The organism is Mesorhizobium sp. M0243, from assembly GCF_040321775.1.
Classification (GTDB): Bacteria; Pseudomonadota; Alphaproteobacteria; order Rhizobiales; family Rhizobiaceae; genus Mesorhizobium.
The window spans coordinates 130,293-144,137 of the sequence record NZ_JAMYSF010000007.1 but is presented as its reverse complement, the minus strand read 5'-3'; the positions used below and the strand labels follow the sequence as shown (position 1 = coordinate 144,137).

Annotated in this window: 15 protein-coding genes; 8 read left to right on the top strand and 7 right to left on the bottom strand. The window is 63.3% G+C overall.

Annotation, left to right across the window (positions count from 1 at the left end; translation table 11 throughout):
- Positions 1-30 precede the first annotated feature (30 nt).
- Complete coding sequence (locus tag NKJ11_RS11865; RefSeq protein WP_352793376.1) at positions 31-1,530, top strand: amidase; 1,500 nt, start codon at positions 31-33, stop codon at positions 1,528-1,530.
- A gap of 159 nt (positions 1,531-1,689) precedes the next feature.
- On the top strand, positions 1,690-2,583 hold the full coding sequence (gene argB / locus NKJ11_RS11860) for an acetylglutamate kinase (protein ID WP_128304177.1): 894 nt from the start codon (positions 1,690-1,692) through the stop codon (positions 2,581-2,583).
- 8 nt (positions 2,584-2,591) lie between these two features.
- On the opposite strand, the gene bchE is transcribed toward argB, so the two are convergent.
- Both bchE and NKJ11_RS11850 read right to left on the bottom strand, forming a co-directional pair.
- Positions 2,592-4,160, bottom strand: a complete 1,569-nt coding sequence (gene bchE, locus NKJ11_RS11855; protein WP_352751942.1) for a magnesium-protoporphyrin IX monomethyl ester anaerobic oxidative cyclase — start codon at positions 4,158-4,160, stop codon at positions 2,592-2,594.
- Positions 4,161-4,276: 116 nt separating this feature from the next.
- Positions 4,277-4,753, bottom strand: coding sequence for an Lrp/AsnC family transcriptional regulator (locus tag NKJ11_RS11850; protein ID WP_023810775.1), 477 nt, complete (start codon positions 4,751-4,753; stop codon positions 4,277-4,279).
- A 138-nt stretch (positions 4,754-4,891) separates the two neighbouring features.
- Between NKJ11_RS11850 and phhA the strand changes: the two genes are divergently transcribed.
- Positions 4,892-5,728, top strand: coding sequence for a phenylalanine 4-monooxygenase (gene phhA / locus NKJ11_RS11845; RefSeq protein ID WP_352793375.1), 837 nt, complete (start codon positions 4,892-4,894; stop codon positions 5,726-5,728).
- A gap of 22 nt (positions 5,729-5,750) precedes the next feature.
- Here phhA and NKJ11_RS11840 read toward each other — a convergent pair whose 3' ends face one another.
- From NKJ11_RS11840 to NKJ11_RS11830, 3 genes are all read right to left on the bottom strand, one after another.
- Positions 5,751-7,190 (bottom strand): GMC oxidoreductase, encoded by a 1,440-nt coding sequence (locus tag NKJ11_RS11840; RefSeq protein ID WP_352793374.1) that lies wholly within the window; start codon positions 7,188-7,190, stop codon positions 5,751-5,753.
- Positions 7,187-7,363, bottom strand: a complete 177-nt coding sequence (locus NKJ11_RS11835; protein ID WP_023810772.1) for a hypothetical protein — start codon at positions 7,361-7,363, stop codon at positions 7,187-7,189. Before NKJ11_RS11835 ends, NKJ11_RS11840 begins: the two co-directional genes overlap by 4 nt.
- 195 nt (positions 7,364-7,558) lie before the next feature.
- Positions 7,559-8,320, bottom strand: a complete 762-nt coding sequence (locus NKJ11_RS11830; protein ID WP_127296470.1) for a GGDEF domain-containing protein — start codon at positions 8,318-8,320, stop codon at positions 7,559-7,561.
- 160 nt (positions 8,321-8,480) lie between these two features.
- Here NKJ11_RS11830 and NKJ11_RS11825 point away from each other — a divergent pair, with 160 nt between their 5' ends.
- On the top strand, positions 8,481-9,206 hold the full coding sequence (locus NKJ11_RS11825) for a pyrimidine 5'-nucleotidase (RefSeq protein ID WP_127272323.1): 726 nt from the start codon (positions 8,481-8,483) through the stop codon (positions 9,204-9,206).
- Between the two features lie 97 nt (positions 9,207-9,303).
- On the opposite strand, the gene NKJ11_RS11820 is transcribed toward NKJ11_RS11825, so the two are convergent.
- A complete protein-coding gene (locus NKJ11_RS11820; protein ID WP_013528481.1) occupies positions 9,304-10,149 on the bottom strand; it encodes an LOG family protein in 846 nt (281 codons plus the stop codon).
- 226 nt (positions 10,150-10,375) lie between these two features.
- Between NKJ11_RS11820 and dapD the strand changes: the two genes are divergently transcribed.
- The 4 genes from dapD to NKJ11_RS11800 all read left to right on the top strand — a co-directional run bounded on the left by dapD (position 10,376) and on the right by NKJ11_RS11800 (position 12,822).
- Complete coding sequence (gene dapD / locus NKJ11_RS11815) at positions 10,376-11,230, top strand: 2,3,4,5-tetrahydropyridine-2,6-dicarboxylate N-succinyltransferase (protein WP_352793373.1); 855 nt, start codon at positions 10,376-10,378, stop codon at positions 11,228-11,230.
- A 72-nt stretch (positions 11,231-11,302) separates the two neighbouring features.
- Positions 11,303-11,665 carry a DUF805 domain-containing protein gene (locus NKJ11_RS11810; protein ID WP_128304182.1) on the top strand — a complete coding sequence of 121 codons (363 nt, stop codon included), beginning with the start codon at positions 11,303-11,305 and terminating at the stop codon, positions 11,663-11,665.
- Positions 11,658-12,035: a DUF805 domain-containing protein gene (locus NKJ11_RS11805; protein ID WP_164892941.1), complete on the top strand. Its 378-nt coding sequence runs from the start codon at positions 11,658-11,660 to the stop codon at positions 12,033-12,035. The genes NKJ11_RS11810 and NKJ11_RS11805 overlap by 8 nt, the downstream gene beginning before the upstream one ends.
- A gap of 13 nt (positions 12,036-12,048) precedes the next feature.
- On the top strand, positions 12,049-12,822 hold the full coding sequence (locus NKJ11_RS11800) for a hypothetical protein (RefSeq protein WP_128304184.1): 774 nt from the start codon (positions 12,049-12,051) through the stop codon (positions 12,820-12,822).
- Here NKJ11_RS11800 and NKJ11_RS11795 read toward each other — a convergent pair.
- Positions 12,725-13,765 carry a 2-dehydropantoate 2-reductase gene (locus NKJ11_RS11795; RefSeq protein ID WP_352793371.1) on the bottom strand — a complete coding sequence of 347 codons (1,041 nt, stop codon included), beginning with the start codon at positions 13,763-13,765 and terminating at the stop codon, positions 12,725-12,727. The two genes, NKJ11_RS11800 and NKJ11_RS11795, sit on opposite strands and share 98 nt — an antisense overlap.
- Positions 13,766-13,845: the final 80 nt, after the last annotated feature.

The following is a 13,845-nucleotide window of genomic DNA, read 5'->3' as shown; positions in this document are numbered from 1 at the left end:
CTAGCTTGCCCTCAGTGATGGGGAGCGCGCATGTCGGTCGAACGGATTCTTTGGGAAGAAGATGCCACGGGCCTCGCCAATCTGGTCCGCAAGGGCGACGTTTCGGCCGTCGAGCTGACGGACACCGCGATTGCCCGCGCCGAGGCCACCCGTCCCGACATCAATGCCACGGCCGAACCGCTCTACGATGCCGCCCGGGCCCGCGCCAAGACCATCGACCGCTCGCTGCCGCTGGCCGGTGTTCCCTTCGCCATCAAGGATCTCGGCATCGCCATCAAGGGCGTGCCGACGCATGGCGGCAGCCGCATTCCGGCATGGCTGGCCGATGTCAATTCGGTGCTGACCGACCGCTATCTCGCCGCCGGGCTTATTCCGATCGTCACCTCGACATCGCCGGAGCACGGGCTTCGATTGATGACCGAATCCAGGGCCTTTGGCATCACCCGCAATCCGTGGAACACCGGCCATACCAGCGGCGGCTCTTCGGGCGGTTCGGCAGCCTTGGTCGCAGCCGGCGTCGTGCCGGTGGCGCATGCCTCCGATGGCGGCGGCTCGATCCGCGTGCCCGCCGCCTGCACCGGGCTTGTCGGTCTGAAGACGTCGCGCGGCCGCACCCCGCTGACGCCCCTGGTGAGCGAAAGCTGGTACGGCATGGTCGTCGACCATGCGCTCACCCGTTCGGTGCGCGATTGCGCGCTGCTGCTCGACCTCACCCACGGGCCCGATCCTCTGTCGCCCTATGCCGCGCCGCCGCCGAAGGGCACGTTCGCGGCCGCTGCCGCGCGCGATCCCGGCAAGCTCAGCCTAGCCGTGTACCGCAAATCCCCGCTTGGCCTGCCGATCTCGGACGAGACGCTCAAGGCGCTCGACACGGCGGTAGCGCTTGCCCGCGAGGGCGGCCACACGGTCGAGGAGATCGACCTGCCTTTTATCGGCCGCGATTTCTTCGCCGATTTCTGCAGGACGGTTGCCTCCGCCGTTGCCGGCACAATGCGCGCCGAAGCGCTGCGTGTCGGGCGCTCCGTTACCGGCGACATCGAGCGGGCGACGCGCGTGCTCGCCCGCTTCGGCGAACTGGTGTCGGCCGGCGAGACCTATGCCGACCTGCAGCGTCTGCATGCCGCCTCGCGACGCCTGATTTCGGAGACCGTGCAGTACGACGCCGTGCTGATGCCGGTCATTGCCCACCCGCCGCTCGCCTGCGGCGCCATGGATCCGAAAGGCGCCGACGAACTCATCGAGAACCTGCTCGACAAGCTTCATCTGACGCCTTTGCTGAAGCTGAAGCCGTTCTTCGGACAACTGATGGACAAGAGCCTCTGGTTCACCCATTGGCCGGCGATCCAGAATGTCAGCGGCCAGCCGTCGATCGCGCTGCCGGTCCATGTCACCGACGCCGGCCTGCCGCTCGGCGTCCAGGCGGTCGGCCGTCCGGGCGACGAGGAGACGCTTTTGTCGCTCGCCGCGCAGATGGAGAAGATCTCGGGTTGGCTGGACCGCAGGGCGCCGCTGATGGTGCCGACACGATGACGAGGTCGTGAAGCGCTCGAATATGACAGCAAAGCCATTTGCGGGCGACGCCAATTCCCGCTAAGACGCCGCCGTCCTTACCTGATGCATGTCGCCCAGAAGTGTCCAGCGGTTTTGGGACAGCGACATGCTTAAAATAAAAAGCCGGGAGCCAAGCCGATGACGGAAGTAACCGCCACCGCCGAAATGCAGGCAGCCCTGTTGTCACGGGCGCTGCCCTACATGCAGCGCTACGAGCACAAGACGGTCGTGGTGAAATATGGCGGCCATGCCATGGGCGACATCGAGCTCGGCAAGGCCTTCGCGCGCGACATCGCGCTGCTCAAGCAGTCCGGCGTCAACCCGATCGTCGTCCACGGCGGCGGCCCGCAGATCGGCGCCATGCTGGCCAAGATGGGCATCGAATCGAAGTTCGAGGGCGGCCTGCGCGTCACCGACCAGAAGACGGTCGAGATCGTCGAAATGGTGCTGGCCGGTTCGATCAACAAGGAGATCGTCGCGCTGATCAACGCCGAGGGCGAATGGGCGATCGGCCTGTGCGGCAAGGACGGCAACATGGTGTTCGCCGAAAAGGCCCGCAAGACCATGATCGACCCGGACTCCAACATCGAGCGCGTGCTCGATCTCGGCTTCGTCGGCGAGCCGGTCGAGGTCGACCGCACCTTGCTCGATCTTCTGGCACGCTCCGAGATGATTCCGGTGCTGGCGCCGGTGGCGCCAGGACGCGACGGCCACACCTACAACATCAATGCCGACACCTTCGCCGGCGCCATTGCCGGCGCCTGCCAGGCGACGCGCCTGCTGTTCCTCACCGACGTGCCGGGTGTGCTCGACAAGAACAAGAAGCTGATCGACGAACTGACCGTGGCCGAGGCCAAGGCGCTGATCAAGGACGGCACGGTCTCGGGCGGCATGATCCCCAAGGTCGAGACCTGCATCGAAGCGATCGAACGCGGCGTCGAAGGCGTCGTCATCCTCAACGGCAAGACGCCGCATGCGGTGCTGCTGGAACTGTTCACCGAGCATGGTGCCGGCACGCTGATCGTGCCCTGAGGGGCTCGTCAGCCGGCTAACTTTTTCGCCTCGGAATCTTCAATATTGCCGATGATGGGAATGGCAGGCTTTCTGGCCGGGCGTCGAACGGACATCGATTCCTCTTCGGCGTCCTGCGGCGCGCCCCAGAATTCGGCCAGCGTCGGGCCGTCTTTCACCCTGATGTCGCGGACCAGAAAGCCCCAGACCTCGCGGAACCAGACGCGGCGGCCCATTTGCGTGTACCAGCGCATCGAATGGCGCTGCTCGGGATCCTTGTGGAACAGGATGCGCGCCAGCGCCTTCGGCCGCGACTGCACAGCCAGCTCGATCAGCTTGACGCTGAAGAACAGCATCCACGGTTTCAGCCGCGTCATCTGCAGCACCTGGTGCTTGTAGTCCCACAGGCGCGCGTCCTGCTGGATCACCTTGCGATCCCGCGCGATGCGGAAGAACGGCGTCCAGCGATGCGGCGTCACATACAGTGCCTGGATCTGGTCCGGGTCGTAGGCGATGAGCTGCCGGAAGCCGCGCCACAGGTCGCGAAACCCTTCGTCCTCGAAGCCGGCCACCCAGGTCGCCATAGACAGGATGCCGTTGAGGCGCAGCAGCCTTATCGCCTCGCGGTCGGATGAGATGCTGCCGCCCTTGCGGATCAATTGCAGCGTCTGCTCGTCGGTGTTTTCCATGCCGAGCAGCCAGCGGATGACACCGGCCTTGCGGTAGAGATGCAGGATGTCGGCATCGCGCACGATGTCGTCGGCGCGGGTCGAACCGACGATCAGCACCGGCACGTTCTCGGCGATCAGGGCGTCGAGGAAGGCGCGCCAGGCCTTCTTCGAGACCGTCGGATTCTCGTCGGCGAGATTGATCAGCTCGACGCCGTGCTCGCGGTGCAGCCAGGCGATCTCCCTGGCGAACTTCACTGGGTCGCGATGCCGCCATCGGGTCCAGAAGCCGCGCTGGCCGCAATAGTTGCACAGATGCGGACAGCCGCGCGAAAACTGCATGACCACGGCCCGCTTGCCGCCCCAGTAACTGTACCGCGAGTGCTCAATCAGCTCCCAGCCGACGCGGTAGGCGTCGAGGTCGGCAATGGTCATGGCCGGTTGCGTGGCGACGGGACGGCTGAGATCGTCGCGATAGGCGATGCCGGCCACGCTCGCCGGTGGCTGGCGCATTTCCAGCGCCTCGACCAGCGCCACGACGGTCGCTTCGCCCTCGCCGCGCACGATGAAGTCGAATGTATCCGTTGCGGACAGGATGTCGCGCCAATGATAGGTGGGGAAAACGCCGCCATAGATGATGATGGTCGCCGGCTCCCGCTGCTTGATCTGCTCAGCGATCAGCAAGGCGGTCGGATGCGCCGAGGTCGAGCCGGAATGGCCGATCAGGACGAAGTCGGGGTGGTCCTCCAGTGCGTTGCGCACGACGTCATCGAGCGGCATCGGCCCGAACTCGGCGTCGACGAGCCGTACTTCGTGCCCGGCATCGATCAGCGGCCCGCCGATCGCCAGCAGGCCGAGCGGCGGCAAATGATCGTCGGGCACGCGGCTGCCGATGGCGGTGTGCGGCGGATTGATCAGGACGATTTTCATGGCGGACCTCTTGGGCATTTGGTCCGCGCAAGCTGGCCGGCGATGTGGACACGCGCTTGGCCCGTTTCAGCAGTTTGCGTGCAGTTTTTCCCCAAGGAGTGCGAAGGCAGGCATTGTCACCGCCGGAGGTGGGCGAGCGGCACGTGGCCGGGTCCCTTGATGTTCTGCAGCACGAGCTGGGTGTGGACGTCGCGCACGCCGTCGAGCCGCATCAGCCGATGCATGACGAAGGCGTTGAGCTCGTCGACCGACGGCACCATGACATGCAGCAGGAAATCATGGTCGCCGGTCATCGTCCAGCACGACGACACCTCGTCCATGCGCTGCACGGCGGCGATGAAGCTTTCGGGCGAGCCGTCGCTGTGGCTCACCAGGCGCACCTGGATGAACACCTCGACCATCAGGCCGACCGCGCGGCGGCTGATCACCGCGGCAAAACCCTTGATGATGCCGGCATCCTGCAGCGCCTCGAAACGCCGCGCGCACGGCGTCGTCGACAGGCCGATCTCTTGCGCCAGTTCGGAAACCGGCTTGCGCCCGTCGCGCTGCAGGACATCGAGCATCTTGATCTCGAAATCGTCGAACTGAGGCATTTTCACTCCGAGAAAGGGTTTTGTGAGTGGATATTATCTCGAATATTCCGTTCGAGCTATCATCAAAACCGATTTCCCTCGGCAAATCCGGGTAGCCTTTCGGCACGTCTGCCATTCATGATTTGCGAGGAGAAAACCATGACGACGATGAGCGTTGCCGAATACGCCCGCGACTGCGCGGCGCAAGGATTGCGCGGTGACTATTCGGTCTGCCGTGCCGATTTCACCGTGTCGCAGGGTTACGATTACAGCGAAGAAGAGCAGGCGGTGTGGCGCACGCTGTGCGACCGCCAGACCAAGTTGACGCGCAAGCTCGCCCACCATTCCTATCTCGACGGCGTCGAAAAACTCGGCCTGCTCGACCGTATTCCCGATTTCGACGAGGTCAGCGCCAAGCTGCGCAAACTGACCGGTTGGCAGATCGTCGCGGTGCCGGGGCTCATTCCCGCGGCCCCGTTTTTCGATCATCTCGCCGATCGCCGCTTCCCGGTCACCAACTGGCTGCGGACCAGGCAGGAGCTCGACTACATTGTCGAGCCCGACATGTTCCATGATTTCTTCGGCCACGTGCCGGCGCTGTCGCAACCGGTGTTCGCCGATTTCATGCAGATGTATGGCGAGAAGGCCGGCGACATCATCGCGCTGGGTGGCGACGAGATGATTTCCCGGCTCTACTGGTACACGGCCGAATATGGCCTGATGCAGGAGGCCGGCCAGCTGCTAAAGGCCTTTGGCGCCGGCCTGATGTCGTCGTTTACCGAGCTGCAGTTCGCGGTCGAAGGCAAGGACGCCCACCACGTGCCCTTCGACCTGGAAACGGTGATGCGCACCGGCTACGAGATCGACAAGTTCCAGCGCGCCTATTTCGTGCTGCCGTCCTTCGACGCCTTGCGCGATGCCTTCCAGACCGCCGATTTCGAGGCGATCGTCGCCCGGCGCAAGGACCAGCCGGCGCTTGACCCGGCGATGCTCTAGGCAGCACGTTGCCCTGCAGCCGTCAGGCGGTGACCACCTTGCTCAGATGGTCGCCGAGCCGGCAGGCCAGCGCGGTGATTGTCGTCGTCGGGTTGCATTGACCTGACGTGCAGAACACCGAGGAGCCGCCGACATAGAGATTGTCCATGCCGTGCATCTTGCAGTTGGCGTCGACAACACTTTTGGTGACGTCGGTGCCCATGCGCGTGCCGCCCATGTGATGATGGCCCGCCGTCTCGTCGTTGGTGGGATAGTCCTGGCCGTTGCTGATCCAATCGGCAATGCGCACGCGGCCGAGATTCTTCTCGATCAGTGTCTTGCCGAACAATCTGAGCCCTTCGAGCAGTGTGCGGCGCTCCATTTCCGATTTCTTCCAGTGTAGCTCGATGCGCGGCACGCCGGCGTGGTCGACATCGGTCTTCGACAACTCGATCTGGTTGGATGCCAGCGGCGCCTGTTCCCAGGCGACGTAGAGCTGGGCGGCGCAACGCAGCCTCTGGCTGAGCTTGGAGGACATCCACTCGGCCATGTCGGGCGCCGTGCAGGCGAGGTCGGCGATAAGGCTCTTGACGCCGGGATACGGCGTCTCGATCAGCCGGATGCCAAAATTCATGATCTGCAGCCGCTCCATGGCGGCAAGTGTTGGCGAGAAGAAGGCCTCGTTGACGGCATCGACCTCGAACGCGTTGTAGTCGGTCAGGATGGCATTGCCGCCCTCGAAGGTCGGATGCTCCATCCAGTAGCGGCCAAGCGCCGTCGCATTCGGCACGACGCCGCCGTTCGAGCGCTGGTTGGACCACAGAAGCAGCCGCGAATTCTCCAGCCCACCGGTGCAGACGATGAAATAGTCGGCGCTGAAGGAGCCGGCATCCTGCCCGTTCGACCACAGTCTGGCGCCAGTCACGCGTCTGCCGTCGCCGGCAAGTTCGGTGGCACAAGTGTTGAGCACCACCGCGATGTTCGTGGCCTTGTCGAGTTCATCGCCGAATTTCTCGGCGAAGCGCACGGCCGGGCTCTTGATCAGCTGCACCCAGCGAATGTCGTTCGAGATCGGCATATCGGGCCGGAGGGCCGGAAGGTCGAGAATGTCGCGCACTTCCGGCAGATAGGGTTCGATGTCGGTGCGGCGGATCGGCCAGCCCGTGTCGGGTACCCAGGCCTTCGGCTCGAAATCCTGCTTGTCGAGGACGCGGCACCAGCCTGCCCAGTGGTTGGAACTGCCCCCCATGAACCGCAGCCGGGTTATGTCGAGATCGAAATAGAAATCCCCGACCGTGCTGCCCCGGTAGAAGTCCTGCGACTCGTCGCTGAATTCGCGCGGACCGGCCTCGATCACCACCACCGGAATGCCGGCCGCACCAAGCTTGCGCGCAATCGTCGTGCCGGCCGGGCCGGAGCCGAGGATGCAGACTTTTGGAGTGAAGTTCGCGGCGCGATACGCCTCGTAGCTGTCAAAGATCATGCCAAGTCGCTCCGCTTCAGGATCCAGCCATTGACCTCGACGATCTCGTTCGGGTCGGGCTCTGGATCGGCGGCATCGGCATCAGGCAGCTTGCGGAACAAAGACAGGGCAGGCAATGCGATCAACGCCTGCACGAGCGCGCGGCGTGACATTCTTTTGATGATGAAACTCATGGCTGGTTTCTCGTCTGGGCTTCGGCACTGCATGGGCGTTCCCAGAACGGCAATTCCCGGAACGACACATGCATCACCGTGGAAGCCAGTATCGTGCCAAGTCTGGCCGCAAAGCAGTGAAAACCCGGCTAAGCGGTACAACCGAGTGCAAACAGGGTTAGAGCTTTCTTAACAGGCCGGTTGCGGCAGATCGGATCACGCCGCCTCGGAAATGCCGGTGTCGATGATCGTCAGGTTACGGCCCTGGTGCTTGGCCTGGTAGAGGCGCCGGTCGGCGGCGCGCATCAGCTCCGACACACTGGCTTCCTCGCTGCAGACAGTGCCGCCGATGCTGACCGTGAGCGGGATGGTCCGCTCGTCGACGGGCCGGAAGCGGATCAGCTCGACTTCGCGGCGAATGCGCTCGGCGACGCGCTTGGCCTCCTGCTCGGTGGCGCCGATCAGGAAGGCGCCGAACTCCTCGCCGCCGATGCGGCCGAGCACATCGCCGCTGCGCACGCCGCGCTGGATCGCGCTGGCGATCAAAAGCAGCGCGTCATCGCCTGTCAGGTGGCCAAAATTGTCATTGATGGTCTTGAAGTGGTCGGCGTCGATGATCAGCAGCGCGCCGCGATCGGACTTGCGGCGCGAACCGTCAAGCGCGGCAAAGAAACTTTCCCGGTTGAGCATGCCGGTCATGTCGTCGCGGCTCGCCTTTTCCGCCAGTCGGCGATGCGCGGCGGCGAGTTGGGCATGAGCGCGGGCGAGATCGCGATGCGCGTTTTTCAGCCTGTCGCTTTGCCAGAAAGTGCTTGCGCTGGCGGCCCACGCCAGCACCAGCGGACAGAGGGTGGAGGTCAGCCAGATCGTACGATTGACCGGAAATCCCATGGCCGGAACGATGATCAGGGTCAGCAGGAGAGAGGCCGCGACTGAGGCGAAAGCAACGGCGGCGGATCTCAGAATTATGCTGTTCATCGCTTGCTCCCACAAGACTGCCTCTCTGCCAGCAAGCCCTGAAGGCCACCTTTCCCAGATGCCTAAAATTTGAATCGTGAGGCGATTTACGCAACCTCAACGAGCAGAAGTTGTGGATAAAGTCGCTTTCGGAATGCGCGTTTCATGCCATAAGGAGCCTATGACCACGCTCCCTGACCCCGCCCGCTTCGCCCATGTCACCGACTGGGTCTTCGATCTCGACAACACGCTCTATCCGCATCATTCGAATCTGTTCTCGCAGATCGACGTCAAGATGACCGCCTATGTCGGCGAACTGTTGGCATTGCCGCGCGACGATGCGCGCAAGTTGCAGAAGGAACTCTACCGCGAATATGGCACGACGCTGAACGGCCTGATGACACGTCATGGCATCGACCCCGACGATTTCCTCGAGAAGGTCCACGACATCGACTATTCATGGCTGGTGCCCGATCCCGTTCTCGGCACCGCCATCCGCCAGCTTCCGGGCCGCAAGTTCATCTTCACCAATGGCGACCGCAGGCACGCCGAGCGCACCGCGCGCCAACTCGGCATCCTCGACCATTTCGACGACATCTTCGACATCGTCGCCGCCGGGCTCAATCCCAAGCCGGCGCGCCAGACCTACGAGAAGTTCGCCGAACTGCACGCCGTCACCGGCCACAATGCGGTGATGTTCGAAGACCTTGCCCGTAACCTGTCGGTGCCGAAGTCGCTCGGCATGACCACGGTGCTTATCGTGCCGCGCAATTTCGAGCCGACCTTTGCCGAGATCTGGGAGCGCGACCCGACCAACGAGGACGACGTCGATTTCGTCACCGACGATCTGGCGGGGTTTCTGACGGCGATTGTGGAGGGGGAAGGAAGAGGGGAATTGAAGAATTGAAGAATTGAAGAATTGAAGAATTGAAGAATGAAGGACGGTCTCTACGGATCAATTCCCCCAGTTCTTCAATTCGTCAGTTCTTCAATTCCCCACTCCCCTACTCCCCTAATTTGTAGAACCGGCTGATGATCCCCCAGGCTTCATCGGCGGTGTCGACGAAGTCGATGATGTCCTGGTCACCGGGACTGATCGTGCCTTGCTCGGCGAGGAAATCGAGATCGATCGCCCGCTTCCAGAACGATTTGCCGAACAGGATCACCGGCACGCGTTCCATGCGCCCTGTCTGGATCAGGGTCAGCGTCTCGAAGAATTCGTCCATCGTGCCGAAGCCGCCCGGAAACACCGCGACCGCCTTGGCGCGCATGACGAAATGCATCTTGCGGATAGCGAAATAATGGAAGTTGAAGCAGAGCTCCGGCGTCACATAGATGTTCGGCGCCTGCTCGTGCGGCAGGACGATGTTGAGGCCGATCGACGGCGCGCCGACATCGTCGGCGCCGCGGTTTCCCGCTTCCATCACGCCGGGCCCGCCACCGGTCACCACGACATATTCGCGGTAATAAGAGGTAGCCGACTGCTGCGAGCAGAGGCGGGCGAATTTGCGCGCTTCCTCGTAGTATTTGCTGTTTTCCTCGAGGTTCTTCTTCTGCGTCTCGTTCTTGGCCGCCCAGGCCTCGCCGCCGGGTTCCGGCAGGCGCGCGCCGCCGAACAGGATCACCGTCGAACGGATGCCGCGTTCGGCCAGGATCATCTCCGGTTTCAGGAGTTCGAGTTGCAGCCGGACCGCGCGCAACTCGCGCCGCGTCATGAAGTCGGGATCGTTCCAGGCGAGCCGGTAGGTTTCGGCACGCGTCTGCGGCGTGTCCGGCACACTCTTCGACCGCTCCAGATCCTCGTCCGAATGCGGCAGTGGCGTCCAGCCCGCCTTTTCCATAGGTGTCATATGCTCTACCCGTCCAAATTCTTAACTTGCGCCGCCCCATGACGCAGCCGCGATTGACCCTCACCAAGGCTTCACATAAGCAGGTTCCGCAAAAGTGTCCCGCGGTTTTGTGACAAGAACCTGCTACATGCAAAGACGCAAGCATGCGAAGCATGCATGGGGTCCGCGCGACTTTCAAAACAGGTTAAGGCGCAGCCCCTTAACAGCTTGGTAATGGAGCGAATTCATGTCGAAGCCCGATCTGGCGAGCCTCGAAAAGACCATCGAGAAGGCCTTCGAGGAACGCGACGCGATTTCGACTGCGACGCGCGGCGAAACGCGCGATGCCATCCAGTCGGCGCTCGACCTGCTCGACCGCGGCGCCGTCCGCGTCGCCGGACGGCAGGCCGACGGCAAGTGGCATGTCAACCAGTGGCTGAAGAAGGCCGTGCTGTTGTCCTTCCGGCTCAATCCGATGGAGATCATCAAGGGTGGTCCCGGCGAAGCGATGTGGTGGGACAAGGTGCCGTCGAAGTTCGATGGCTGGGGCGCTGTCGATTTCGAAAAGTCGGGCTTTCGGGCCGTGCCGGGGTCGATCGTGCGTCGCTCGGCCTATATCGCACCGGGCGCCGTGCTGATGCCGTCTTTCGTCAATGTCGGCGCCTATGTCGATACAGGCACCATGATCGACACCTGGGTCGGGGTAGGCTCCTGTGCCCAGATCGGCAAGAACGTGCACCTTTCCGGCGGCGTCGGCATCGGCGGCGTGCTGGAGCCGATGCAGGCCGGCCCGACCATCATCGAGGACAATTGTTTTATCGGCGCGCGTTCGGAAGTGGTCGAAGGTTGCATCGTGCGCGAAGGCTCGGTGCTCGGCATGGGCGTCTTCATCGGCCAGTCGACCAAGATCGTCGACCGCGCCACCGGCGAGATCTTCTATGGCGAAGTGCCGCCGAATTCCGTCGTCGTCGCCGGAACGATGCCGGGCAAGTCCTTTCCTAACGGCGAGCCAGGTCCGAGCCTCTACTGCGCCGTCATCGTCAAGCGTGTCGACGCCAAGACCCGCTCCAAGACCTCGATCAACGAATTGCTGCGCGATTGATCTTTGCGCAAAGCGAGCGCACCTTCCGTCGGCGCGACAATCGGTCGCGCTGGTTCAACATGGAGGGGTGACATGGACTGGAAGGATCTGCTCACAAGTTTTGATGGTCGCATAAACCGTGGCAAGTTCTGGGCCGCGATTGGCGTTTTCATCGTCATTGGCATCGTTGCCTTTATTCTCGATGCGATTCTCGGTACACGCATCACCACCGCCAGTGGCGCCCAGATCGGCATCATCGGCATTCTCATCGCTCTGGCCTCGATCTATTTCGCACTCGCAGTCTACGCCAAGCGCTGGCATGATCGCGGCAAGTCGGGCTGGTGGAGCCTGATCATGCTGGTGCCGCTCATCGGCCCGATCTGGTTTCTGGTGGAATGCGGCATTCTCGAAGGCGCCAGGGGCGCCAATCAATATGGACCGGACCCGCTTGCCTGACAGATCAGATCTCACCTGGCTTTTTTTCAAAACCTCGGGCCGCGTCAGTCGCGCGGCCTATTTTCTTGGCGGGTTGCTCGTCGCCATCATCCAGGCCTTCCCGCTTTACCGCTTCACGCTGGTGCCGGAAGGTTCGGCCGAGAGCAACATGTGGTCGTTCATCTTCTTCGTCGCCTTCGTCGCCTCGCTGTGGTCGAACATCGCCCTGGCGGTGAAGCGGCTGCACGATTTGGACAAGCCGGGCATTGCCGCGCTGATCCTGTTCGTGCCGGTGGTCTCGATCGTCGCCTTCCTTGTGTTGTGCCTGTTTCCGGGGCAGCCTGGACCCAACCGCTATGGCCGGCGCACCAACGAGCCGGAACAATCCTGAGGGCCGATCGGACATGCGCTACCGCACGCTTGATCCGAAGCTGATCATCGAGACCGCGGAACGGCTGGAGACGCGTGTTGCGGAGCGTTTCCCCAAGGCCGGCCTGCGCGGCGTTGCCGCCGAACTGGTCTCGCTGTCGCGCGATCTGGCACAGGGCGCCAAGGCCCTGGAAGCGCCGATCTGGTGGCTGCGCGGCCTCATCGTCGCCGCTGTCGTTGCCGGCGCATTGATGTTCATCTTCGTCGGCACCGTCCTGCCATTCGACCGCATTTCCAAACCCGGTGATGCCGTCCAGTCGGTGCAAGGCATCGAAGCTTCGCTCAACATGTTCATCCTCGCCATTGTCGGCTTTCTCGCCTTGATCCGCTCCGAGGAGCGCATCAAGCGCAAGCAGGTGTTTCGCCAACTGCATGGCCTGCGCTCGCTGATCCACGTCATCGACATGCATCAGCTCACTAAGGATCCGGCGGTACTGTCGGCCGATTTCAAGCCGACGTCGCATTCGCCCGCCCGCATCACCAATGCCGCCGACCTGGCCCGTTACCTCGATTATTGCTCCGAAATGCTGTCGATCACGGGCAAGATCGCCGCATTGTTCGCACAGTCGGTCAATGACGACGTGGTCATCGACGGCGTCAACGACATCGAGAACCTGGCGTCAAACCTGTCGCGGAAAATCTGGCAGAAGATCACGTTGATCGACGGCCGGCCGGTGCAACAACCTGCTCCGGCGGCAGGCCCGGCGAGCCAAGCCGCTCCGCTTCCGCCGCGCGCACCAAGGCGGTGATCCGCTGAACCGTCGGCACGGGCGTGCCGACCTTCCCCGCCAGCTGCAAGATGGCGCCTTGCAAGTCGTCGATCTCCGTCGGCCGGCCGCGCTGAAGATCGTCCCACATCGACGAGCGCGCCTGCGCGTCGATCGCCAGCATGCGCCGCGCCAGAAGCTTGAACAGCCAGTCAGGCAGCCTGAGCACCTTCGGCAGCAGCGCCGGCCGCAGGCCGGCGATCCGCGCCGGCTCGATGCCGGTCGCTTTCATCGCCGTGAGCGCCTCGTCGATCTGGCTGGCCAGGATCAGCCGCCAGCGCCGATCGGCCAGTTCGGCCGTCAGCGGCAGGCCGGAAAGCGCCACCAGCGCGTTGTTCAAATTCATCAGCAGCTTGCCCCACAGCACAGCCTTCATGTCGCGATGGGTTTCGACGGCAAATCCTTCGACGCCAAGCAAGTCGGCCAGGCCGGCGGCGCCATCCTCGACCATTACCGTGCCGTCGCTGGCGCGGTGAACGCGTAGCGGCAGTTCGCTGTCCGGCGACTGCACCACATTGAACGGCACCATGCCGGCCAGCACCGTACGTCCGGCAAGTTCAGCGCGCAGCCTGTCGGCATTGCCGACACCGTTCTGCAGGCTGATCACCACGGCATCGGGGCGGGCATGGGCCTTGATGAGGTCCGCCATATCCTGGGTGGCGCCGCTCTTGACCGTGACCAGGATCACGTCCGCCGGCGGCAGGGCGACGGCCGGATCGGCGGTGACGACAAGCGCCTCGGGCTTGATCGAGCGATCGCGGCCCTGGAGGTCGCGGACCCGCAATCCGTCCTGCCGCAACGCTGCCTCGATGCGGGGCCGCGCCAGCAGAATGACCTCTCGGCTGGCCAGCGCCAGGCAGCCGCCGGCATAGCAGCCGATGCTGCCGGCACCGGCCATGACGATCCGTTTGTCCTTGTCTGCCATCCTGTCGCCCGCGCCGGGTCGCAACTATACGACATGAAAACCATAATATCGGCGGTATCGCCAGCCATGAGGCTGGCCCC